Raw genomic sequence first — 22,188 nt, 5'->3', positions numbered from 1 at the left:
TTCTTTTTCAAAGAAAAATTCAGCACCACCCCCTAGCCAGCCCCCGCCCCCTCAGGCTAGGGGACAGGGTGGGGCAAAGCTCAAACCCTAGAGCCGCAAAGCCCCATCAACCTCAATCATCCGCCCCGACATATAGTCATTCTCAAAAATAAACGCCGCCGCAGACGCAATCTCCTCCGGCTTACCCATACGCTTCAGAGGAATACCAGCGGTCATCTTCTCAAGGGCTTCCGGTTTCATCGAGGCCGTCATCTCAGTCTCGATAAAGCCCGGTGCAATCCCCATACAACGAATGCCATAACGGGCAAGCTCCTTGGCCCAAACCGGCACCAGAGCGGAAACACCGGCCTTGGCCGCGGAATAGTTACTCTGGCCCATATTTCCAGCGCGGGAAATCGAAGCAATGTTAATGATCACACCCTGATCGCCATTCTTGATCATCTGCGTGGACGCCTCGCGGCCGCACAGGAAAACTCCCGTCAGGTTCACATCAATCACAGACTGCCACTGCGACAGCTCCATGCGCTTCTCAACCTGGCCGTCCTTCACCTTCACCATTAGCCCGTCACGCAGAATACCCGCATTGTTAATCAACCCGTTAAGCTGACCAAAATCCGCCACGATCGCCTCAAACGTCTTCTCGACATCATCTTCCTTGGCAACATTGCAGATATAGATTCGGGCATCGCCACCGACTTTCTTGCAGGCGGCTGCAGCCTCTTCCAGCTTCTCCGGCATCAGGTCAATCAGCGCCAGGCGAGCTCCTTTGGCCGCCAGGTACTCGGCCATGGCTCGGCCCAAACCCTGGCCTCCGCCAGTAATTGCAATCACGGAATCTTGAAGTTTCATGTTTTGCCCTAAGGTTAAGCATTAGCGAAAGCGGCGAGTATATCAGAGGTTTTTACGGTCGCAGCAACCAGACCAACGCTCATCTACGGAGGCTCCCTTGGGCATTTTTCTGTTTTTATTCATCGTTATGCCCATCGTCGAAATGACGATACTGATCAAAGTCGGCACCATAATTGGCGCCCTGAATACCATTGGCCTTGTGCTCTTGACGGCCATCATTGGTGCCGCCCTGCTGCGGCAACAGGGGTTAGCAACCCTGCTAAAAGCGAACCAGCGACTGAACAGCGGTGAACTGCCGGCAAAAGAAGTGGCGGAAGGCCTGATCCTGGCCGTTGGCGGTGCCTTGTTACTGACGCCGGGGTTCGTCACCGACACCATAGGCTTCCTTTGTCTGATTCCGGGAACCCGCCACTGGTTTGCCGCCCAGGCTATGAAACGGATGATGGTGGCTGGCAAATCCGGCAGTTTCACATTTACCGCAGGCCAACGTGAGCCGTTCCAAGGGCAGGGGCCCTTTGGGGGGAGCGAGGGACCGTTCGGGCGTCAGAGCCCGTTCGATCGGAACGACGATATTATTGAAGGGGAATACCGCGACGAGACCGAGCGAGACTACGATCGCCTGAACCAGAACACCGATGGCCGAGCGGGTAGCAATCAAGAGGATGATAGACCGAAAAAAAACTGAAAATTTTTTTCGGCGAAGTGTTGAAAACGCACCGGCCACCCCCACATAGGATTCACAAGTTCGCTGCGGGCTAATAACCGCTGTAAAACAGTTGGTTAAAGGCCTCGGCTTTTAACGCAACCATCATTGCCAAACCTAACCTGACATTGGAGATATCGAGCAATGAAAATTCGTCCGCTACACGATCGTGTTGTCGTGCGCCGTAAGGAAGAAGAAGAGAAAACAGCTGGTGGCATCGTGCTGCCGGGTAATGCCAAAGAGAAGCCATCCCAGGGCGAGGTTGTCGCCGTAGGTAATGGCCGTATTCTCGACAATGGCGAAACCCGCGCGCTGGCGGTAAAGGTAGGTGACACCGTGGTCTTTGGCCAGTATGCCGGGAACACCGTAAAGGTTGACGGTGAGGACCTGCTCATCATGAGCGAAAACGACATTTTCGGTGTTCTCGAGTAAGCACTCGGTTACACAGCAATCCGATTGAACGATTAAATTGGGTTTAACGAACAGGAATAGAAGACATGGCAGCTAAAGACGTTAGATTCGGTGACAGCGCCCGCAAACGTATGGTTCAGGGTGTAAACACTCTGGCGGACGCAGTAAAGGTAACTTTGGGCCCGAAAGGCCGCAACGTGGTTCTGGACAAGTCCTTCGGCGCGCCGACCGTCACCAAAGACGGCGTATCCGTCGCCAAGGAAATCGAGCTGAAAGACAAGTTCGAGAACATGGGTGCGCAGATGGTCAAGGAAGTAGCTTCCCAGACCAACGACACTGCCGGTGATGGCACCACCACTGCGACCGTTCTGGCGCAAGCGATCGTTAGGGAAGGCATCAAGGCCGTTACGGCCGGTATGAACCCGATGGATCTCAAACGTGGCATCGACAAGGCGACAACGGTTGCCGTACAGGCTATTCGCGACCTGTCCAAGCCCTGTGATGACAGCCGCAACATTGCTCAGGTAGGCACCATCTCCGCCAATGGCGATGAGACCATCGGCAAGCTGATCGCAGATGCGATGGAGAAGGTTGGTAAAGAAGGCGTTATCACCGTTGAGGAAGGCCGAGGCCTGGAAGACGAGCTGGACGTGGTTGAAGGCATGCAGTTCGACCGTGGTTTCCTGTCTCCGTACTTCATCAACAACCAGGAAAACATGTCCACCGAACTGGATGACCCGTACATCCTGCTGGTCGACAAAAAGATCTCCAACATCCGTGAACTGTTGCCGGTGCTGGAATCCGTTGCCAAAGCTGGCAAGCCGCTGATGATTATCGCTGAAGACATCGAAGGCGAAGCGTTGGCAACGCTGGTTGTCAACAACATGCGCGGTATCGTGAAAGTGGCGGCCGTTAAGGCGCCTGGTTTCGGTGACCGTCGTAAGGAAATGCTGCAGGACATCGCGATTCTGAGCGGTGGTACTGTTATTTCCGAAGAAGTTGGCCTGACCCTGGAGAACACCTCCCTGGACGATCTGGGTACTGCCAAGCGTGTCAACATCACCAAGGAAAACACCACCATCATCGATGGCGCCGGTGCAGAGGGTGATATCGAAGCTCGCGTAGAGCAGATTCGTAAGCAGATCGAAGACAGCTCTTCCGACTACGACAAGGAAAAGCTCCAGGAGCGTGTTGCTAAGCTGGCTGGCGGTGTAGCCGTCATCAAAGTTGGCGCCGGTTCCGAAGTGGAAATGAAAGAGAAGAAGGCCCGCGTTGAAGACGCCCTTCACTCCACCCGTGCTGCGGTTGAAGAAGGCATTGTGCCGGGCGGCGGTGTGACCCTGATCCGTGCCATTGCAGCCCTGGACAAGGTTGACGCCATCAACGAAGAGCAGAAGGCTGGTGTGAACATCCTGCGCCGTGCCATGGAAGCCCCGCTGCGCCAGATCGTGACCAACGCCGGTGGCGAAGCCTCCGTTGTTGTGAACAAGATTCTGGAAGGTGAAGGTTCCTATGGTTACAACGCCTCCACTGAAGCGTTCGGCGACATGCTGGAGATGGGTATCCTTGACCCCGCCAAAGTGACCCGCTCCGCACTGCAGGCTGCCGCTTCCGTGGCTTCCCTGATCATCACCACCGAGGCGATGATCGCGGACGAGCCGGAAGAAGAAGGTGCCGGCGGCGGTATGCCGGACATGGGTGGTATGGGCGGAATGGGAGGTATGGGCGGCATGATGTAATGCCGGCCTGACCCGGACCAATTCTCAATTTTTGAGGAATGGCCCCATAAACCCGAAAAACCCCGCGTTGGTTCACACCGATGCGGGGTTTTTTGTTTTTTTGTCATGAACTTGCGAAATGGCTTTGCTAGACTCGGCAACCGGCCATTCATCTTTGTGACACTGTATGAGCGAAACCCCTACAAAAGCCTTTCTCAGACCCGGCAAGGTGTTCCTGCTGACCTTGGCCGGCGTGCTGATTTATCTGGTGGCACTGGTGGTTCTCGTACCGGCCGGATGGCTCTGGCATCAGGCGTCCAGCTACATTGCGCTGCCTCCGGAAGTTCAGGTCAGTCAGGTGTCTGGTAGGGTTTGGTCAGGCGCTGCCGGTGTGGTGGTCGCCGGTTATCCTGTGAGGCTTGGGTGGCGGCTGGGCATGCCGTCCGTTCCTGGATTATCGTTACCCGTCGATTTTTCACTGTCGTCGTCACAGTCTTCCGTGAATGGCAATGTTAGCCTCGGGTGGCAGGGGGCAGGCACCCTCAGCGCCAGTGGCCATCTGGCAGTCGCTGAATTTGAGGACCTGATCCGGAGCAGCGGTGGGGCTGTCATCGAAGGTGACGTCACCATTGATCGATTGGTGTTGTCCTGGCGGGACAACCGCGTGACCCAGGCAGATGGTGTTGGCCGCTGGGCTGGAGGCCAGGTTACCTGGCCAATGGGGAACAACGTTGGCCAGGCGGATTTCCCGCCCATGCGGGCGACTATGGACAGTACGGCCGATGGCGTTGCGCTGGTCATTTCAGAGCAGGACGGCGAAGGCCCGGCGGCGGATGCCGAGATTCGCTGGAACGGTATGATGGAGTTGCGAATCTATAAGCGCATGATCGACCTGGCCGACCAACCCTGGCCAGATTCCGCAAACCCCAGCGATGTCGTGTTTAGGGTCAAGCAGCCTTTGATTCCGGGAGGTGCGCTGTGACGGCAATGGCGGCTGTCATCGGTAGCGGGCGATTTCCCCGGTTGCTGGCCAATTTGTTACTGGCGGGCCTCGTGGTTTATGTTGCCCTGGTATTGGCGCAGACAACATGGCTCATCGCCTGGGATGACCGTCCGGTCGCCATCTCGCCCACCTCTGATAGCAACGCGAGCGTTTCAGGTGGCGGTCGATTACAGCCACTGGCGGCCCACCAGGTGTTTGGCAGGGCTGAAGAACAAACCCGTGTCGCGGAAGTGGTGCGCCGATCGGCACCGGAAACCAGGCTCAACCTCAGGCTTGAAGGTGTGCTGGTGGCAGAGCGCCCGGAGGACTCCGGTGCTATAGTTGCGGGAAGCAATGGAGTGACAGAGCACTATCGTGTGGGGGATGTCTTGCCCGGTAACGCCGAGCTTGCGGAAGTGGAGCCGGGCAGGGTGCTGATTCGCAGGAATGGGCAATACGAAACCCTGACGTTTGAAGAACAATTGACGACAGGCCTGCTTGAAGACGTGGAAGAAGATTTGGCGGAACCGGCGTCCTCGCCAGAGCAGTTCCTGAGTGACGCACGTGAACAGCTTGATTCCCAGGGGGTCGCGGCGCTGGCACCATATGGGCTGAGCCCGACCGGGGAGGGAGGCACGTCCGGTTATGTGTACGATGGTTCCAATGCCATGCTCAATGCTGTCAACCTACGGGCCGGCGATGTGATCACTGCCGTTAATGGGCAGCGGCTGGGCGACCTTGAGCAGGATATGATGCTTTTTGAAAATTGGCGGTCTGAGCCGCAGCTGGAAATAGAAATTGAACGGGACGGATCCATTCTGACCGTAAGCTATGCCATACCTGAACAGTGGCGATGAACGGATTTAACGATACAGGACAATAACGCCAGATGCTTAACCACAGATCCAAACTATTCCGGGCCTTTGTTCTGGCCCTACTGATGCCCCTGATGTCTGTTGTTTACGGGCAGGAAACGGAAACCTGGCGACTGAACCTCAAGGACGCTGACATTCGTGCCTTTGTAACCCAGGTGGCGGATATCACCGGTTACAGCTTTGTGGTGGATCCAAGGGTGAAGGGTAAGGTGACCGTTCTGTCCAGCGCCCCCATGAACAAGGACGAGATTTACGATCTGTTCCTGGCTGTATTGCAGGTCCATGGCTTCACGGCCATTCCCGGTGAGGAAGTGATCAAAGTGGTTCAGCAAGTGGATGCAAAACAATCCGCTGAGTCTCTGGAGCGGTTTACGAAGGTACCCTCAGAGCAGCTGATTACCCGTGTTATCCAGATTGATAATGCCAATGCCCTTGAACTGGTGCCCATCCTGCGGCCGCTCGTGGCCAAATATGGCCACCTGGCTGGTGTGGCGGCCGCCAACGCCCTGATCGTCAGTGACCACTCTTCCAATATCCAGCGCATCGAACAGATTGTGAGAGAGCTCGACAGTCCTTCCAAATACGAGGTGGAGGTGATCCAGCTTGAGGAGGCCTGGGTGGGCGATATGGTCGAGTTGCTGCAGGAACTGGCCCCGGCGGAATTGGGTCAGGGTGGTGGCGACAACGCTGCTCGCAAGTACAGCGTAACGGCTGATGAGCGCAGTAACCGACTTATCCTGAGGGGCGATGAAACCTTCCGTGACAAGATGCGGGAGTTGATCAGGAAGCTGGACCAACCCTCAGCCACTGGCGGCACAACCAAAGTCATTCGCCTGAGCCACGCGGACGCGGAGAATCTTACCGAGATTCTCAAGGGCGTGATGGGTGAGGTGGCCAAGGAATCCTCTGGAGGTTCAGGCGGTGCTGGCGGCAGTACCGGAAGCGGGCGGAATACCAGCTTTTCAGTGTTCGCCGACGAGGGTCTGAACGCGCTTGTGGTACGTGGTGAACCGTCGATGATGCAGGAAGCTGAAATGATCGTTAAGGCGCTGGATGTTCGTCGCGCCCAGGTAATGATTGAAGCGGCCATCGTCGAGATCAGCGATGAACTGGGGCAGGACCTTGGTGTCCAGTTGGCCGTTGGCGATGAGTCTGGCGGGTCCACGCCAGTCGCCGGTACCAACTTCAATAACGTCGGCCGAAGCCTTGGCGACGTTTTGGGTGCTATCCTTTCCGATTCGGTGATTGCGCCGGCCACCGGCGGTATTACCATTGGCGCCGGCCAGCGGAATGAGAACGGCGTGTCTTGGGGTGTGTTGCTGCAGGCTTTGTCGACCTCGGCGGCGGCAAATCTGCTGTCCACTCCCAGCATCATTACCCTGGATAACCAGGAATCTGAAATCATCGTTGGTCAGAATGTACCCTTCCGTACCGGTCAATCCACCGTCACGGGTGACGGTACAACCAACCCATTTACCACTATTGAGCGCCGCGATATCGGTCTCACCCTGAAGGTGACGCCTACCATCAGCGCCGATGGTCTTGTACGCCTGGTAGTGGAACAGACCACCGAGAATATTGGCGACAGCGTGGAGTCCGCCTCCGATATCATTACTAATAAGCGGGAAATCAAGACCACGGTCCTGGCTGATGATGGAGAAACCATCGTTCTGGGTGGTTTGACGACCGATGACTTGCAGGTAAACAAGAGCAAGGTTCCCCTGCTGGGTGATATCCCGGTGTTGGGGCGTCTGTTTTCCTCCGAATCCGAGCGCCGGGTGAAACGCAACCTCCTGGTATTCCTGCGCCCGACGATCATGCTGGGTAAGGCCGATGCCGTTGCCGCCACGGATGAGAAGTTCCAGAGCCTTTGGGAGATCAATCTCGGTGTGCGCAAGAAGCTGGGCCTGCCAGATCCGGAAAGGCCACCAACGAAAGACTCCCTGTTTCGGCCCCAGTCTAACTGATCGCCTAAGGGCCTGATCTCAGGCCGCCAGTGGCGGCATCGGGCAGTCCAGCTGATCCGCCACCAGGCGGATCAGCTCGTATTCCGTGGTCTTGATCTCCCCATCCGCAAGCACGCAATGGCCGCAGGCATCGAGAATGGCGGGCTTTAGCAGTGGCGACAGGGTGTTCAGCACCAACAGCGCATCGCGCAGATGCTTGATGGATGTCGTCTCCAGCATCTCTGGATGTTCTCGCCCGGTTGTAAAGCCTGCCATTGCCTCCGCAAACAACGTCTTGCTGTCGGTGCCCTCTTGGGCACCTGCACGCGCCATCAGACTGAACAACACCTGTAAATGGCCAACGACGGGCCGGTAGCCACGGTGCCTCACCGGAACCACGCGGCCCGAGTCCACGGCCAGGTGACGACGAAGAAACGTATGCATCGCCAGTTCGAAGAGGCTCAGGCGGTTGTCAGCCCTGATCAATACCTCCGTACAGGATATCAACTGGTTGCGCTCGTCCGGGTCTAATTTTCTCAGGGCCGGCATGGCCAATTCCAGCGCCGGAAATCGTACCGCATCGCCCAGCGAGTTCAGGGCGGGCAACAGTTTCTCCAGCAGTTCGGTATTCGGGGCAAACAGGGAGCCGGAGGTCACAAGTGCCAGACGTTTTTGCTGTGATGGCGGCGGCAGCTGATAAATTAGCAGTGCGTAGCACAGTTGGATAGCACCCGCGCGAGTATAGAGCAGGTTGCGAAACGTTGAGGGCAACCGATTGAGCAGGTCCATGGCGTAGTCTTCGCTACGTTTGTTGACGGTACCCACGGCGGCGGAGAGATTATTCGATGACCGGTTATTCAGGGGGGACGTTGAGGCACCGCGGCCACCCGCGCTGAAGCCGGAAACTGCACCACTGGACGGCACAGCACTGGTTGACGGGGCCGAGGAGCCCACGGATCGCAGAGCGCTCCCCGGCTCACTGTCTCTCAGCCTGCTGCGAAGGCGGGCAAACATGCCCGGCTGGATGGCCTCGATACGTTCCTGCACCGGGGGGTGGGACGCAAGCAATGCTGCGAATTTCATGCGTGCGCTTTCGCCAAAACACATGTGGTTCATGTCACTGGCATGGCTCGTGGTGTCCAGGTAGCCCCCTTTGAGGCCGATCTTGAACAGCGCGCCGGCAATGCCTTCGGGGTTGCGGGTAAACTGAACCGAAGAGGCATCTGCCAACATTTCCCGTTGCCGTGATACTGCGGACTGAATCAGTCTTCCGAAGAATACGCCGACATAGCCGATAATCAGCAGCGCCAGCCCTACCAGCCCGAAAACCGCCTGGCCCCGTCGATCACGGGATGAGTGGCTGGATACATGAGAGCGGTGGAAGGATGCTCTGAGCAGGAAGGCGCCAATCTGTCCGATCATCAGGATGCCTGCCAGGATAGCGATCAAACGGACGTTCAGGCGCATATCGCCGTTGAGAACGTGGCTGAACTCGTGGCCAACAACGCCCTGGAGCTCATCACGGGTGAGTTGTGTCAGGGTCCCGTGGGTAACGACCATGACCGCTTCGCCGGGCGTGTAGCCGGCCACAAAGGCGTTGATGCCGGTCTCGTGGTCCATCACGTAAAGATCGGGCACGCTGATACCGCTGGCGATGGACATTTCCTCCACGACGTTGCGAAGCCTGCGCTCGTCGGTGTCCCTAGTGGCGGGGTCAATAGCCCGAGCACCGACCATTTTTGCAACCCGTTCGCCGCCACCTGACAGGTCCGCCCAACGGATCAGGGAGCCAATGCCGATCAAGGCCACTACCGCCATCGTTGTATACAGCCCATGGCGGCTCATTAGCCAGTCAGTAAACGCCAATCCAGTGTATTCGCTGCGAATTACCAGATAACCCACCAGGCAAACCAAGAGTGTGATGATCACCACGGCTGCCAAAAACAGAACCACCAGCAGGCCCGTGTTGCGGCGGGCGCTGGCCTGGCGCTGGAAAAAACCGGGATGTGCCATGACAGCAGGCCTCAGAAGGCGACTTTCGGCGCCTGGCGGGCCTCGGGAGATTCCAGCTCCAGCTGTGACGATGGCTTGAAGGCAAACAACCCGGCCACGATGTTATTGGGGAACTGTTCCCGGAAGATGTTATAGCTCATGACACCATCGTTGTAGGACTGGCGGGCAAAAGAAACACGGTTCTCTGTGCTGGACAGCTCTTCCATCAACTGCTGGATAGTCTCGTTGGCTTTCAGTTCCGGGTAGTTTTCTGCCACAGCGTAAAAATTGGCGAGTGCTTTGGAGAGCATGTTCTCGGCACTTCCCAGACGCTGGATTTTCCCCCCATCCGCTGGATCGCCCGCAGCGTCCTTCTGAGCACTGACGGCATTATTTCGGGCTTCCATCACTTCGGTGAGGGTGTTGCGTTCGTGGGAAAGGTAGGCCTTGGCCGATTCCACCAGGTTGGGAATCAAGTCATGGCGGCGCTGGAGCTGGACATCAATCTGGGCAAATCCGTTCTTGAACTGGTTTCTCAGGGATACCAGGCGGTTGTAGATAAACACGATGTAGACAACAACGACTGCAATAACAATCAGGCCGATCAGTGTGGTTCCCATGGGCGGTTCCTTGCGTTCCAGGTGGGGTGACTCAGTGGTCAGGCATTATTTTCGACAATTCTGCTGTGAAAGCCATCAACAAATGCCACGAAATCGTGGGGCTTGAGTGGCTTGCTGAAGTAGTAACCCTGGGCCAGTTTACAGCCACGTTGCGCGAGGTAGTATTCCTGCTCGGCGGTCTCAACGCCTTCAGCCACCACCGTCAGATTCAGGCTCTTGCCAAGGTCGATGATGGTGTTGGCAATTCGGGTATCTTCCTCGTTGATAAGCAGGTCATGAATGAACTGCTTATCGATTTTAAGATGCTGAACCGGCATACGCTTGAGGTAGGTCAGTGAAGAGTAGCCGGTACCGAAATCATCCACGGCTATGCTGATGCCGGCTTTATGCAGACGTTTCAGCTTGTTCACGGCGTCTTCCAGATTGGTCATGAAGCTGGTCTCGGTCACTTCCAGCTCAAGACGCCCGGCGGGGATGTTGTGGCGTTTCAGGGTATCCAGAATCTCGTCCACGATGTTGTTCTGGCGTAATTGTACCGCTGAAAGGTTGATCGCTATGCGCAGAGGCATGCCATCGCTGGCCCAGCGCGCCGCCTGCCAGCAGGCCTGATCCAGAACCCACTGGCCGATTTCCACGATGCTGCCGTTCATCTCGGCCACCGGTATGAAGTGATCAGGTGGCACAAGGCCCTTCTCCGGATGTTCCCAGCGAATCAGCGCTTCCGCCCCAATAATTCGGTGGGTTTCCAGGTTGACCTGCGGTTGGTAGACCAAGTGGAACTGTTGGTTGTGGAGAGCGATGGAGAGGTCTTTCTCAAGCTGTTTGCGTTCACGAATTTCCTGGTCAACGCTGGCAACGTAGAACTGGAAATAGTTGTGTCCGCCTTCCTTGGCCAAGGCCATGGTTTGTTCGGCGTTTTGCAGTAACCTGTCGGCTTTACTCGCATCTCCGGGGAATAGGGCGATGCCGAGCGTGGCGGTCATGGTAATGGTCTGGTCATCGAAGATCATCGGCTTGCTGAGCGATGCCAATATACGGTCGGCAGTGTCCGCTGCCTGGAATCCGTCCCTCAACCCCTTCTCCACCACAACAAACTGGTCGCTGCCCAGTCGAGCAATGGTAAAGCGCGTACCGCCGAGCTTCTGTGTAAGGCGATCGGCTACGGTTTGCAGGATCATGTCGCCCGTGCGGAAACCGCACTGCTCGTTGATGGACTTGAAGTCATCAATGCCGCAACAGATCAGTGACAGGACCATGTTGTCCTCACTGGCGTCCGCAATATCGGCCTGGAACAACTCCATGAAGGTGTCACGGCTGGGCAGGCCTGTTAGCTGATCGTACCTTGAAAGCCGTGTAACACGATCTTCTGCTTCCCGGTGGCGGGTCTGACTGTCGCCAATGGCAACCAGGAGGTTGTTGGTGGCGTTGACCCAAAGGCCCAATTCATCTTTCTGGTGGCCGTGAGGCAGGTGGATCAGGTTATCGTCGGGGTGATCCGGGTTGACCTGTTTAACAGAGCGTACGATTCGTAGCAGGGGGCGTGTCAGCAATAGATGGAAAACCACAAACAGCACCATTCCGAGAATGATGGCGATGGCGATGCCGGAGGCGAAGGTGATGGAGGCGCGCTCAAGCCAGGTTCGGGCAGCCGGACCGGTATCGTATTTTAGCTCAAGGTAACCGTAAACATTGTCGGCGCTAGTGTCCCGGGAAAGCTCTTTGCGATAGTAACGTTCAGATTCGAAAATTGGGTCCGTAATCTGGCGGGAGGTGCTTTTCTTTAGGGGGCGGTCACGGCTGCCGAGAGGTTCGCCATCGGGATGGGTGATGCGTGCGACACGCATGGCTTCCTGGGCAAACAGGCCATCAACCACCTGTTGGGCAAGGTCAGCATCGATACTGAAAACGGCCTGGGTCGATGCGTCCTTGACCAGTGCCATGGTTTGCCGCGCCTGATCGTCGAGGGACTGTGATACCCGTCCGGCATCAAGGATGACCTGGACAGTGCTGACGATAATCCCGCTAATTAACGCCACGGCGAGTACCCATCGCAGCACCCGGTACCCCAGGCGATGTTCTACCTCAAAAGAATTTTGCATGGAGGCCTGTTTGATTCGTTCCAACTGAATGAGACCCGGTACCGCTCACCTGGGGCAAAGGGGGCTCGGCTGACGTTTTCTTTTTCAAGTATGGTTCAGTTTTCACTTACTGTATCCAGTATCGGCAATTCTTCCAGATAATTCAGGCTGCGGGTGTATCAATTTGTAAGATCGTTTGTATCACAGATACGAAAACGCCCGCGAATGCGCGGGCGTTTGTACGTGCAGATTGTTGCCTGCAAGGTATCCGAAGCGCTGTTACGCCAGGTTTTCGTTGACGAAATCCCAGTTAACCAGTTTCCAGAACGCTTCCAGATAGTTCGGACGGGAGTTGCGATAGTCGATGTAGTACGCATGTTCCCAGACGTCGACCGTCAGTACCGGCTTATCGGCGGTCGTCAGTGGCGTCTCGGCATTGCTGGTATTAACAATGGCAACGCTACCGTCTGCCTTCTTCACCAACCAGGTCCAGCCTGAGCCGAAGTTGTTGGCGGCTTTGTCGTTAAATTCTTTCTTGAAGTCCTCGAAAGAGCCAAAGGCCTTTTCGATAGCGTCCTTGGCCGCGCCTGTAGGCTCACCACCACCGTTCGGGCTCAGGCAGTGCCAGTAAAAGGTGTGGTTCCAGACTTGGGCAGCGTTGTTGAACAGCGGGCCGCTGGCGCTCTTGATAATGTCTTCGAGCGACTTGTTGGCGTTGTCGGTACCTTCGACCAGGCCGTTGAGCTTGGTTACGTAAGTGTTGTGGTGCTTGCCGTAATGGTACTCAAGAGTCTCCTGAGAGATGTGTGGTTCCAGTGCGTTTTTTTCATAGGGCAGTGCGGGAAGTTCAAATGCCATGAGGTCGTTCTCCCTGATTCTCTCTGTTTATGTGTATGTAAGCCATTATTAAATATAGGGGCGCTTTGAGCTATATCAACCCCTTGGTGCTTCCTGCCGACTGTACAGACAGGGTGCTTTTAAACTCTGGACAACCGGGTAAAAACTGGGCGCAGTTTTTTACCCGCCAGACCAATTCTTCGTAGCTGTCCGCCAGAACGGTCACATGGCCAAGTTTCCGGCCCGGGCGCTCGCCTTTATTGTAGAGGTGTACATGAGCGTAAGGCAGTTCGAGGATTCGTTCAATGTCGCCGTGCGCGGCAATAATATTGATCATGCAACTGACACCGCGAGCATCGGTGCTTCCCAGAGGGTGGCCGCTAACGGCACGGATGTGGTTCTCGAACTGGCTGGTCAGCGCGCCCTCGATGGTCCAGTGGCCAGAGTTGTGCACCCGCGGTGCCATTTCGTTGGCGACCAGACCTTCGGCGGTTTCAAAGAGTTCAAGCGTTAGCACACCGACGTAATTCAGTTCGTTCAGAAGCGCCTTGATATAGCGTTCTGCGTCTTCCTGGACATGTTTTTCCAGCTTTGGAGCTGGGGCAATGGAATAACGCAGGATACCTTCGTGGTGGGCGTTTTCCGCCATCGGATAGAACGCCAGTTCACCGTCTTCGGCACGAACGGCAATAATGGACACTTCGCGGCGAAACTCGACGAATTTCTCGACGATCAAGCGCGGATGACCAATGGATTTCCAGGCTTCTGCCGCGTCTTCCGGTGAACGGAGAACTGCCTGTCCCTTGCCGTCGTAACCTTCGGTATTGGATTTGGCAACCACCGGGCAACCGAGTTCTTCGGCAGCGACCTGCAATGACTCTGCGCTGTCTGCAATTCTCCATTCTGGTGTGGGTATGCCAAGCTCGCCAAAGAGCGTCTTTTCAGCTTCTCGATTCTGGCAAACCTGCAGCGCTCGGGGGCAGGGGTGGACCGGCTTTTCTTTGGCAATTCGCTCTGCTACGTCCACCGGCAAGTGTTCGAACTCATAGGTGACCCGATCTACCCGGGAAATGAGGTCGTCCAGGTATTGACCGTCTCGATCAATAATGACTTCACCCAGCCCGGCACTGGGATTACCTGACATGTCATAGAAAACAAACGTCTTGGCCAACGGGTAGCCAGCCAGAGCCAACATCCGGCCAAGCTGACCGGCCCCTAAAACACCAATTCTCATTCGTTGTCTCCTGCCTTTAATTAGTAGGCATCTGCATTAGTTCGGGGAGTGGGTGGGGGATGCTTTCCAAAACTGTGCGGAGCCATGAATGGCGCAGCCCAAGCGCCACGTGGATGTGCCGCAAGGAGCGTGTTTTGGAAAGCATCCCCCACCCGCTCGTACACCAAAGTCCGATGCCTGATTATTGATCGCTGGGATCAGGATTATCCAGGATTGTCTGTGTCTGTTTAGCGCGAAACTCATCGACCGCTATACGGACATCGTCCTTGAATGTACCGATAATCTGAGCCGCCAGCAGGCCAGCGTTAGTGGCCCCGGCTTTACCAATTGCCAGGGTGCCAACCGCAATGCCGCCGGGCATTTGTACGATGGACAACAGCGAATCAAGACCGTTGAGTGCTTTGGACTGGACGGGAACACCAAGGACCGGCAGTGACGTTTGTGACGCGACCATACCAGGCAGGTGAGCAGCACCGCCCGCGCCGGCAATGATTACCTTCAGGCCCCGATCAGAGGCAGTCTTGGCATAATCAAACAGTAAGTCCGGCGTGCGGTGGGCAGAGACAACCTTCGTCTCGTAAGGCACGCCCAGCTTGTTCAGCATCTCGGCGGCGTGCTCCATGGTGGGCCAGTCAGACTTCGAGCCCATGATGAGTCCTACAAGCGGCTGCATATGCAACAGTCCTGATATGTGAGAAAGCCGGACATTGTATGTAAGGCCCCGTGGCCATGCAAACGGTCGATGGTGAAGGTGCGCATACTGTTATGCTCTCCTGGCCTTCATTTTGCTGAGTCGCAAGGTACGGGTATTATCGTGCTTTATTAACGTTACCGTCCATATACCGGAGCTGTTATGGAACCAATCCGTCCAGATGATGATGAAGTACGTACCGGCGTGCCCGGCAATAAAGTGGAAGAGCGCAAAAAACGCGAAGCACCCATGCGAGAGTCGGCCGGCAATGGCGGCCCAGACAAGCCTGCCGGGAAAAGCCGGAAAGCATCTGGTGGCGGTGGCTCGGGCCGCAGTGCAGTTCTGGTGGTTGCGTTGTTGGTTGTCGCCGGAGCGGCGGGCGCAGGCTGGTATCAACAAGAGCAGCGTATACAAGCGCTGGAAGGACAGTTGGAGGAGGCTGATTATTGGGCGCGCCAAAGCAAACTGGCGCTGGCACGATTTGAGGGGGAGCTTTCCGAGACTGGCGAGAACTTGCAGGAGAAAGGGCAATCCATTGAAGAGACTCTGGCGTCTCAAGAGGAACGACTCAATACGGCTGACAGCGAAATCGCCAAACTGTGGGGTGTTGCCAACGACCGCAACCGCAAGCGGCTGGATGAACACGAAACCGAACTCGAATCTTTGCGAGAAGATTTGGGCAGCGGTAACAGCAAGCGGGAAGCCTTATCTGCCTCGGTCAAAAAGTTGGAGGCAACCGTGTCCTCCAGGCTGGACACCGTTCAATCGGACCTCGAGCGGCAGCTTACCGCTGTTCGCGAAACCGGCCAGGAGAATGCCTCACGATTGACGAAGCTGGATGAATCCCTGGCCGGAGTCGACCAGTTGGTTGAGCGCCAGTTGCTGCGTTTCGAGCGCGAGCAGAACCTCACCATTGATGGTCTGGAAAGCCGTATTTCAGCGTTGGAAAAAGCCGCCAATAACCGGTCCAGCAGCAGTCAAGTGGATGCTGTTCGCAAAGACCTGGCGGGGCTGAGGGAAACCGTGTCCTCAATTGACTCTTCGCGGGCGCAATTGACCTCAAGGCTGGTTCGCTTGTCGGAAGAGGTCAATGATCTGCGTTCGCGGATGTCTGGCCAATAAGGGGGTGCGATCGGGCACCTCGGCACAGCAACGCAAGCAGGGCTTGCTGTGCTTTGTAACAGTTTGTATTCATCCCTTGCGGTAGCTCTCAGTTCCGCGAGATTGCAGTTGTTATGATCGGGACAACTCGCGAAAGGATGAAGAGTGCACAACAATGACAACCCGATTTCTTTTTCCCGGTTTTCCCCGGCCACTGGCGGCCGTATTCGTGGCTTTGCTGTTGGTTTCTGGCTCCGGCTGCACGGTATACCAGTCCATTGGTAAAAGCGTTGGTTCGTTTTTGCACCCGGTATCCGGGCATGACTTTGTCCATATCGGCAATGATGAATGGGATCGCAGCAATGCGGTTCTCTATTTCTACCGCACCCATTCCCAGTGGGCTGCGGACGAAATCGAGGCGCCAAGCGTATACATCGACGACCATCACTATTTCAATATTCGAAACGACAGTTTTACCTGGCTTGAAGTCGCCCCCGGGGAGCGCCATATCGCCATCCGCCGGCCACTGCTGGGGCTGGAGGGGCTCAATTCGTTCAGTCTGAGCCTGATTGCAGACGCCACGCTGGAGGTCGAACCCGGAAGGGTGTATTACCTTCGTTACAACGAATTGCAAGAGCCTGAAAGTAACCATCCGGAGCTCGCTGAGGATCACCCCCTGAGGTCTGGCGACTTGCAACTGGTTGCTCGCGATTACGCCATGCAGGCGGAAGAAATTGTTTCCACCCGTTTTCTGAATAGCGATTTGCTCGCTCCCAACCACGCTGCGACCTCCATTGTTGAGGTGAACGAGGACGCAGACTATGAGCGCAATCTGGTACTCCTGGAAGAGGAGAGGGCGGCTGAAATTGAGCACTTGAGAGAGCAGGGAAAGTATGCCGAAACGCCTTGGTACTGGCCCTTTGGCGATGGCCCTACGGTACCTCTTGAAAGCGATCGTCGATTGCGAGAGCTGGAGCGCGATTACGCGGCGTTGGAGCAGGAACGGGAGCGCCGGGAAGAGGCGGAATCCGGTGGCGGTTGGTGGATATTCTAGCGTTGTCGATTTGGCGCACACTGAATTGTTGTTTCCGGTTTCGGTTACTAGACTGTGGAGTGTCCGTATTCAGAAGGTTACCGGATCATGTCGCTGAGAGATTCATTGCAACAAACGTTTCGCCGATTTTCCGGGGAATTACTTCCCGAGGTACTGGAAAACGCAGGCCATCGGATATCTGACCTTAGAAAACGCCTCGATCACATCAATTGCTCGCTGGCGGAACGGGCGTTGCCGGCGGATCGAAAGTCGCGCGTGAGCGAGCTGTCACTCGAGCACAAAGCGAGGCAGGCGGGACAGAAAGCCGCTCGGCTGAAGGCTGTGAAGGCGGAAAAAAAACGGGAGTGACGAAGAGCTCTGATTGAAAATTGTACGTTTTTTAGTGAGTTGCGGGTTTTTTTAGAAAAATTCTGGAAAAAATTTGACACCGCCAGACAAATGCTTAAAATGCGCGTCTCACTTGATTGAGACAGCAGCGCTGAATCAGCAAGTGTGCTGTGAAAGTGGGCGGTTAGCTCAGCTGGGAGAGCATCGCCCTTACAAGGCGAGGGTCACTGGTTCGATCCCAGTACCGCCCACCATTTTTACAGCATCACCGGGCTACCCCGCCCGGTTTCAGGTCCCTAAGGCCGTCCAGGTCGGGATTGATGCGGAGCGGTAGTTCAGCTGGTTAGAATACCGGCCTGTCACGCCGGGGGTCGCGGGTTCGAGTCCCGTCCGCTCCGCCATTTTTTGATTCCAGATCCCGGGTGGTTAGCTCAGCTGGGAGAGCATCGCCCTTACAAGGCGAGGGTCACTGGTTCGATCCCAGTACCACCCACCATTTTCCCCTGTTACTTACCAATCAGCGACTGTCCACATACCCGAACAACGTTTCCGTTTACCCCGTTCGATGCAGGATTGCAGTACCACGCGATAGCTTCGGCCACGTCAACGGGTAAGCCGCCCTGAGACAAGCTGTTCATGCGCCGGCCGGCCTCGCGAATGGTGATCGGCATGGCGGCCGTCATCTGGGTTTCGATGAAGCCGGGCGCTATGGCGTTGATGGTCACGCCGTTCTTCAGCTGTTTTGCCATCGCCTCCACATAACCGATCACGCCGCACTTGGCGGTGGAGTAGTTGGTCTGGCCAAAGTTGCCGGCAATGCCGCTGATGGAGGAAATGCAGACGATTCGTCCGTTCTCACGCAGCAGTTCCCGGTGCATCAGCTCTTCGTCGATCAGTTCCTCGGCGGTCAGGTTCACTGCAATGGTCATGTCCCAGAAATGCTCGGGCATATTCCCCAGGGTTTTGTCGCGAGTGATGCCGGCGTTGTGGATGACCAGGTCAATGCCTTCGAAGTGTTCCTTCACAAAGTCTGCAATCTGCTTTGGCGCCTTTTCGTCTGTAATGTCGCACGCCATCGCCTTGCCCTTGATAGGGGTCATAACCTTCTGCAGGTCTTCCATGGCTGGTGGGATATCCAAACCAATGACAGTGGCGCCGTCCCGCGAGAGGGTTTCAGCGATAGACGCACCAATACCCCGGGAGGCACCGGTTACCAATGCGACTTTTCCGGCCAGCGGTGCGACTGGGTTGGTGGCGTGAGCGGTCGCTCCCTTGCTGATTCGGGTTACCTGGCCAGAGACATAGGCCGAACGTGGTGACAGGAAGAACCGTACGCTGGATTCCAGCTGCTGTTCGGCGTTGGGTGCCATCCAGAGCAGGTTCGCAGTGGAACCTTTCTTGCCGACTTCCTTGCCAACACTGCGTACAAAGCCTTCCAGTGCCTGGTGGGCGGCGGCTTTGGCGGGTTGGCGACAGGTGGCTGGGTCCTGTCCGATGACCAGTATTCGGCCGTTGGCGGCCAGCTTGCGGATGGTGGGGTGAAAGAAATCGTAAACCGCTTTCAGATCGGTGGTGTCTTTCATGCCCGTGGCATCAAACACCAGGGCGGAGAATTTACGATCAATGTCTGCGTTCAGGGGCAAGGCTTCGGCTTTGTTGCCGCTTTTGGCAGAATCGTTCAGAGTATCCATGGCGCTGGCATGAAAGAGTTTTGCGGCGCTGGCGCCCAGCACTTCTCCAATCGTCGAGATAGCTTTGCTACTGTTGGCGGCGCCGATCAGCACGTCGCCCTCAATGAACGGCTGGTCAGCGCGCTTCCAGCGTTTCAGAGGGACCGGGGCGGGCAGCCCCAGGGACTGGGCAGCGGTCTTGCCAAGCGAAGTATTAACGAACTTGAGATAACGATCAGACATGGCATTTTCCTTTTGCGAAACGAATATCGGCGTACAGATTAAAGAATCAGACCGTTTTTGAATTGACTCAATGCCCTGTTACGGTTGTCAGGGATGCCAATGAGCCGGGCCCGGTTGGCGCTAGACTGCAACGCAACGGATACACTCGTTTAAACAGGACATCATCATGGCACAGGCACCGAAAAGCACTCAAAAGAAAACGTCGACGGCAAAAAAGACCACGGCCGCTAAAAGCGATATCCGTCGGGTTGCCATTATTGGCGGCAACCGGGTTCCTTTTGCCCGCTCCAACACTGCGTATAGCAAGGTCAGCAACCAGGAATTGCTGACCAGCGCCCTTCGGGGGCTGGTTGACCGCTTCGGACTGCAGGGGCAGCGTCTTGGAGAGGTTGTTGCTGGCGCGGTTATCAAACACTCCAGGGATTTTAACCTGACCCGGGAATCTGCGCTGAGTAGCGGTCTGGCACCGGAAACGCCTGCCTATGATATCCAGCAGGCCTGCGGCACGGGCCTCGAAGCGGCCATTCTGGTGGCCAACAAGATTGCGTTGGGGCAGATCGAGTGCGGTATCGCTGGCGGCACCGATACCACTTCGGATGCGCCGATTGGTGTGGGCGAGGGCCTGCGTGAAATCCTTCTGGATCTGAATCGGGCCAAGACAGCCGGAGAGCGCCTGAAAGTGCTCAGTCGTTTTCGTCCGAGCCATCTGAAACCGGAAATTCCGCAAAACGGTGAACCCAGAACGGGGTTGTCCATGGGGGGGCACTGCCAGATCACCGCCCACGAGTGGTCCATCCCTCGCGACGAGCAGGACAAGCTGGCTTATGAGAGCCATCAGAAACTGGCATCCGCGTATGATGAAGGCTTTTTCAAGGACCTGGTGACCCCGCTGGCAGGCCTGGAGAAAGACAACATTCTGCGCCCGGACACGACCCTTGAAAAGCTGGCGACGCTCAAGCCCGTATTTGATCGTGAGAACGGCACCATGACCGCCGCCAACAGCACCGCTCTGACGGATGGTGCCTCATGTGTGCTGCTGGCCAGTGAAGAGTGGGCAAAGGCCAACAACATGGAGATCAAGGCGTACCTGACGTTCTCCGAGGTGGCTGCGGTGGACTTCGTCGACAAGAAGGAGGGGCTGCTGATGGCACCGGCCTACGCTGTGCCACGCATGCTGGAAAAAGCCGGGCTGACGCTGCAGGATTTCGACTTCTACGAAATCCATGAAGCGTTCGCCGCCCAGGTGCTCTCCACCCTGAAGGCCTGGGAAGATCCGGCATTCTGCAAGGATCGGTTGGGTCTGGAAAAGCCGCTGGGAAGCATTGATCGAAACAAACTGAACGTTAAGGGCAGCAGCCTTGCAACCGGCCACCCCTTCGCGGCGACCGGTGGGCGTATCGTGGCCACCCTGGCGAAACTGCTTGAAGAGAAGGGCAGCGGCCGTGGTCTCATCTCCATCTGCGCCGCAGGCGGACAGGGGGTGACGGCCATACTCGAGCGGTAAGTTGGCGGAAAAATTCATTTTTCCCTTTGACAGATGCTCCAGTGCCCCGTACTATGCGCACCTCGTTGATCGGGGCCTTACCCGATTAACCACCAGTTTGATGCGGGGTGGAGCAGTCTGGTAGCTCGTCGGGCTCATAACCCGAAGGTCGTAGGTTCGAATCCTGCCCCCGCTACCATATCAATAAGGGCCGGTCTTTGACCGGCCCTTATTCGTTTCAGGAAAAGCTTTTCCGTATTAGGCACTAAAACTTGCATTGCCACCATCCCCTGGGGTTATCATTAGCCGTCGCCTTTGCATTAGTTAGGCAACTACCAACACGGTGAAATGATGCCCCGTCGCTCCGAACACACATTCAGTCTGTCTGGCAAGCTCGTTGCGTTGCTGTCACTGATATTTGTTGTCTGGACATCGGTTACCGTTGCGCTTCCCGCTCAGGATGATCCCGTTGCCACCACGGTTGCGCTGAGCGATTGGCAAGGCAGTTCCGAATCCTCAGAAGGGGGCTCGTCACCCGGCGATGTGTCGTCGCTGTCGCCCACATTTGTTTATCCACCGTCGGCGTTGACGTCTCGCGCCCTTCACCAGTTGGCCTTTGACGGCCCCCCCAGAAGAATTCTCAGTTACCCAGGCCAGTCACAGGCCCCTCCCTCCCAGCTATAGACATTCGAACTGATTCAGGCGCTGCTGCCCCTGCGTGGGTGCCCCGCGCCTGAAGAAATGGTCTTTAGCCAGGAGAGTTGCCATGAGCAATCAACCAAACGTTCAAGCGTCCCTGTCTGCCAGAGCCAGATACCGGCTTGTTTCAAAGGATGACGAGGACACCCTTACCAATGACGCCGCCGCGTCGGAGCTGTTGAAGGACTTCACCAGGCAAGCTCCGGTGATAGTCCGGTCATCGCGGGAGATCCAGGAGGTCAAAAAGACTCTGGATGTTTCCGGAGAAACCTTTTGTGTGGTTATCAATCGAAATGATGAGATGGTCGGGATACTGACCCTGAAGGACCTGATCGGCTCGTGGCCCATGAGCCTTGCCAGCCAGCGGGGAAGCACCATCGCCGACATTGTTGCGCGGGACGTCATGCGGCCGGTCTGGAGCTTGCCAACGATAGAGATCGGTAGACTTCAGGGGCTGAAAGTTAATGAATTAATCGCCATTTTCAAGGGACTTCATTCGGACTATCTTTTGGTAATGGACACTGTCGCTGTCGGGGCAGAAGAGCGGGTCATCCACGGGCTGCTGTCCGTTGACGATCTCAGTCGGCGCCTTGGTATTCGAGTGAACCCCGATCCCGGCCCGGGATCTTTCTCCGATATCGTTCACGCGGTGCGAAAAACCCCGGGGTAAAACGT

At 56.3% G+C, this 22,188-nt stretch carries 20 protein-coding genes and 4 tRNA genes; 16 read left to right on the top strand and 8 right to left on the bottom strand.

Features of this window, described 5'->3' with window-relative positions; translation table 11 throughout:
* Positions 1 to 87 precede the first annotated feature (87 nt).
* Positions 88 to 849 (bottom strand): SDR family oxidoreductase, encoded by a 762-nt coding sequence (locus AC0B60_RS06810; RefSeq protein ID WP_465085002.1) that lies wholly within the window; start codon positions 847 to 849, stop codon positions 88 to 90.
* 97 nt (positions 850 to 946) lie between these two features.
* Between AC0B60_RS06810 and AC0B60_RS06805 the strand changes: the two genes are divergently transcribed.
* The 6 genes from AC0B60_RS06805 (at position 947) to gspD (ending at position 7,505) form a co-directional block, all read left to right on the top strand.
* Positions 947 to 1,534, top strand: coding sequence for an FxsA family protein (locus AC0B60_RS06805; protein WP_465085001.1), 588 nt, complete (start codon positions 947 to 949; stop codon positions 1,532 to 1,534).
* A gap of 162 nt (positions 1,535 to 1,696) precedes the next feature.
* Positions 1,697 to 1,984 carry a co-chaperone GroES gene (gene groES / locus AC0B60_RS06800; protein WP_465085000.1) on the top strand — a complete coding sequence of 96 codons (288 nt, stop codon included), beginning with the start codon at positions 1,697 to 1,699 and terminating at the stop codon, positions 1,982 to 1,984.
* A gap of 65 nt (positions 1,985 to 2,049) precedes the next feature.
* Entirely contained in the window at positions 2,050 to 3,702 is a 1,653-nt protein-coding gene (gene groL / locus AC0B60_RS06795; RefSeq protein ID WP_465084999.1) for a chaperonin GroEL, read from the top strand.
* A 166-nt stretch (positions 3,703 to 3,868) separates the two neighbouring features.
* Complete coding sequence (gene gspN, locus AC0B60_RS06790) at positions 3,869 to 4,663, top strand: type II secretion system protein N (RefSeq protein WP_465084998.1); 795 nt, start codon at positions 3,869 to 3,871, stop codon at positions 4,661 to 4,663.
* 5 nt (positions 4,664 to 4,668) lie between these two features.
* Entirely contained in the window at positions 4,669 to 5,520 is an 852-nt protein-coding gene (locus AC0B60_RS06785) for a type II secretion system protein N (RefSeq protein WP_465085174.1), read from the top strand.
* Positions 5,521 to 5,552: 32 nt separating this feature from the next.
* Positions 5,553 to 7,505, top strand: a complete 1,953-nt coding sequence (gspD, locus tag AC0B60_RS06780) for a type II secretion system secretin GspD (RefSeq protein WP_465084997.1) — start codon at positions 5,553 to 5,555, stop codon at positions 7,503 to 7,505.
* Between the two features lie 18 nt (positions 7,506 to 7,523).
* On the opposite strand, the gene AC0B60_RS06775 is transcribed toward gspD, so the two are convergent.
* The 6 genes from AC0B60_RS06775 to purE all read right to left on the bottom strand — a co-directional run bounded on the left by AC0B60_RS06775 (position 7,524) and on the right by purE (position 14,918).
* Positions 7,524 to 9,497 carry a M48 family metallopeptidase gene (locus tag AC0B60_RS06775; RefSeq protein WP_465084996.1) on the bottom strand — a complete coding sequence of 658 codons (1,974 nt, stop codon included), beginning with the start codon at positions 9,495 to 9,497 and terminating at the stop codon, positions 7,524 to 7,526.
* Positions 9,498 to 9,508: 11 nt separating this feature from the next.
* Positions 9,509 to 10,096: a LemA family protein gene (locus AC0B60_RS06770; protein ID WP_465084995.1), complete on the bottom strand. Its 588-nt coding sequence runs from the start codon at positions 10,094 to 10,096 to the stop codon at positions 9,509 to 9,511.
* Positions 10,097 to 10,134: 38 nt separating this feature from the next.
* Positions 10,135 to 12,195 (bottom strand): putative bifunctional diguanylate cyclase/phosphodiesterase, encoded by a 2,061-nt coding sequence (locus AC0B60_RS06765; RefSeq protein WP_465084994.1) that lies wholly within the window; start codon positions 12,193 to 12,195, stop codon positions 10,135 to 10,137.
* Positions 12,196 to 12,453: 258 nt separating this feature from the next.
* A complete protein-coding gene (sodB, locus tag AC0B60_RS06760; protein WP_036210113.1) occupies positions 12,454 to 13,032 on the bottom strand; it encodes a superoxide dismutase [Fe] in 579 nt (192 codons plus the stop codon).
* Positions 13,033 to 13,102: 70 nt separating this feature from the next.
* The gene (locus AC0B60_RS06755) at positions 13,103 to 14,245 is read right to left on the bottom strand and encodes a 5-(carboxyamino)imidazole ribonucleotide synthase (RefSeq protein WP_465084993.1); all 1,143 of its coding nucleotides are present in this window, start codon (positions 14,243 to 14,245) and stop codon (positions 13,103 to 13,105) included.
* Positions 14,246 to 14,426: 181 nt separating this feature from the next.
* Entirely contained in the window at positions 14,427 to 14,918 is a 492-nt protein-coding gene (purE, locus tag AC0B60_RS06750; RefSeq protein WP_465084992.1) for a 5-(carboxyamino)imidazole ribonucleotide mutase, read from the bottom strand.
* A 180-nt stretch (positions 14,919 to 15,098) separates the two neighbouring features.
* Between purE and AC0B60_RS06745 the strand changes: the two genes are divergently transcribed.
* The 6 genes from AC0B60_RS06745 to AC0B60_RS06720 all read left to right on the top strand — a co-directional run bounded on the left by AC0B60_RS06745 (position 15,099) and on the right by AC0B60_RS06720 (position 17,914).
* Positions 15,099 to 16,058, top strand: coding sequence for a hypothetical protein (locus AC0B60_RS06745; protein ID WP_465084991.1), 960 nt, complete (start codon positions 15,099 to 15,101; stop codon positions 16,056 to 16,058).
* Positions 16,059 to 16,212: 154 nt separating this feature from the next.
* Positions 16,213 to 17,091 carry a DUF2846 domain-containing protein gene (locus AC0B60_RS06740; RefSeq protein WP_465084990.1) on the top strand — a complete coding sequence of 293 codons (879 nt, stop codon included), beginning with the start codon at positions 16,213 to 16,215 and terminating at the stop codon, positions 17,089 to 17,091.
* An 87-nt stretch (positions 17,092 to 17,178) separates the two neighbouring features.
* Complete coding sequence (locus AC0B60_RS06735; protein ID WP_465084989.1) at positions 17,179 to 17,439, top strand: hypothetical protein; 261 nt, start codon at positions 17,179 to 17,181, stop codon at positions 17,437 to 17,439.
* 157 nt (positions 17,440 to 17,596) lie between these two features.
* Positions 17,597 to 17,672, top strand: a tRNA-Val gene (locus AC0B60_RS06730).
* Positions 17,673 to 17,742: 70 nt separating this feature from the next.
* Positions 17,743 to 17,819 (top strand) — tRNA-Asp (locus AC0B60_RS06725).
* A gap of 19 nt (positions 17,820 to 17,838) precedes the next feature.
* Positions 17,839 to 17,914, top strand: a tRNA-Val gene (locus AC0B60_RS06720).
* Positions 17,915 to 17,924: 10 nt separating this feature from the next.
* Here AC0B60_RS06720 and AC0B60_RS06715 read toward each other — a convergent pair.
* Positions 17,925 to 19,331 (bottom strand): 3-oxoacyl-ACP reductase, encoded by a 1,407-nt coding sequence (locus AC0B60_RS06715; protein ID WP_465084988.1) that lies wholly within the window; start codon positions 19,329 to 19,331, stop codon positions 17,925 to 17,927.
* 166 nt (positions 19,332 to 19,497) lie between these two features.
* Between AC0B60_RS06715 and AC0B60_RS06710 the strand changes: the two genes are divergently transcribed.
* From AC0B60_RS06710 to AC0B60_RS06695, 4 genes are all read left to right on the top strand, one after another.
* Positions 19,498 to 20,835 (top strand): acetyl-CoA C-acetyltransferase, encoded by a 1,338-nt coding sequence (locus AC0B60_RS06710; RefSeq protein WP_465084987.1) that lies wholly within the window; start codon positions 19,498 to 19,500, stop codon positions 20,833 to 20,835.
* A gap of 101 nt (positions 20,836 to 20,936) precedes the next feature.
* Positions 20,937 to 21,013 (top strand) — tRNA-Met (locus tag AC0B60_RS06705).
* 152 nt (positions 21,014 to 21,165) lie between these two features.
* Complete coding sequence (locus AC0B60_RS06700; protein WP_465084986.1) at positions 21,166 to 21,498, top strand: hypothetical protein; 333 nt, start codon at positions 21,166 to 21,168, stop codon at positions 21,496 to 21,498.
* Between the two features lie 82 nt (positions 21,499 to 21,580).
* Positions 21,581 to 22,183 carry a CBS domain-containing protein gene (locus tag AC0B60_RS06695; RefSeq protein WP_465084985.1) on the top strand — a complete coding sequence of 201 codons (603 nt, stop codon included), beginning with the start codon at positions 21,581 to 21,583 and terminating at the stop codon, positions 22,181 to 22,183.
* Positions 22,184 to 22,188 lie beyond the last annotated feature (5 nt).

This window comes from Marinobacter sp. V34 (assembly GCF_055524115.1).
This window is presented reverse-complemented; position numbering and strand designations above follow the sequence as displayed.

Bases quoted from the DNA above. Each gene is read 5' to 3' on its own strand.
- AC0B60_RS06695 (WP_465084985.1), top strand. From the start codon at position 21,581: ATGAGCAATCAACCAAACGTTCAAGCGTCCCTGTCTGCCAGAGCCAGA.
- AC0B60_RS06755 (WP_465084993.1), bottom strand. From the start codon at position 14,245: ATGAGAATTGGTGTTTTAGGGGCCGGTCAGCTTGGCCGGATGTTGGCT.
- AC0B60_RS06785 (WP_465085174.1), top strand. From the start codon at position 4,669: ATGGCGGCTGTCATCGGTAGCGGGCGATTTCCCCGGTTGCTGGCCAAT.
- AC0B60_RS06770 (WP_465084995.1), bottom strand. From the start codon at position 10,096: ATGGGAACCACACTGATCGGCCTGATTGTTATTGCAGTCGTTGTTGTC.
- AC0B60_RS06700 (WP_465084986.1), top strand. From the start codon at position 21,166: ATGCCCCGTCGCTCCGAACACACATTCAGTCTGTCTGGCAAGCTCGTT.
- purE (WP_465084992.1), bottom strand. From the start codon at position 14,918: ATGCAGCCGCTTGTAGGACTCATCATGGGCTCGAAGTCTGACTGGCCC.
- gspD (WP_465084997.1), top strand. From the start codon at position 5,553: ATGCTTAACCACAGATCCAAACTATTCCGGGCCTTTGTTCTGGCCCTA.
- groL (WP_465084999.1), top strand. From the start codon at position 2,050: ATGGCAGCTAAAGACGTTAGATTCGGTGACAGCGCCCGCAAACGTATG.
- AC0B60_RS06740 (WP_465084990.1), top strand. From the start codon at position 16,213: ATGACAACCCGATTTCTTTTTCCCGGTTTTCCCCGGCCACTGGCGGCC.
- AC0B60_RS06775 (WP_465084996.1), bottom strand. From the start codon at position 9,497: ATGGCACATCCCGGTTTTTTCCAGCGCCAGGCCAGCGCCCGCCGCAAC.
- AC0B60_RS06715 (WP_465084988.1), bottom strand. From the start codon at position 19,331: ATGTCTGATCGTTATCTCAAGTTCGTTAATACTTCGCTTGGCAAGACC.
- AC0B60_RS06735 (WP_465084989.1), top strand. From the start codon at position 17,179: ATGTCGCTGAGAGATTCATTGCAACAAACGTTTCGCCGATTTTCCGGG.
- sodB (WP_036210113.1), bottom strand. From the start codon at position 13,032: ATGGCATTTGAACTTCCCGCACTGCCCTATGAAAAAAACGCACTGGAA.
- AC0B60_RS06765 (WP_465084994.1), bottom strand. From the start codon at position 12,195: ATGCAAAATTCTTTTGAGGTAGAACATCGCCTGGGGTACCGGGTGCTG.
- AC0B60_RS06810 (WP_465085002.1), bottom strand. From the start codon at position 849: ATGAAACTTCAAGATTCCGTGATTGCAATTACTGGCGGAGGCCAGGGT.
- AC0B60_RS06745 (WP_465084991.1), top strand. From the start codon at position 15,099: ATGGAACCAATCCGTCCAGATGATGATGAAGTACGTACCGGCGTGCCC.
- AC0B60_RS06710 (WP_465084987.1), top strand. From the start codon at position 19,498: ATGGCACAGGCACCGAAAAGCACTCAAAAGAAAACGTCGACGGCAAAA.
- groES (WP_465085000.1), top strand. From the start codon at position 1,697: ATGAAAATTCGTCCGCTACACGATCGTGTTGTCGTGCGCCGTAAGGAA.
- gspN (WP_465084998.1), top strand. From the start codon at position 3,869: ATGAGCGAAACCCCTACAAAAGCCTTTCTCAGACCCGGCAAGGTGTTC.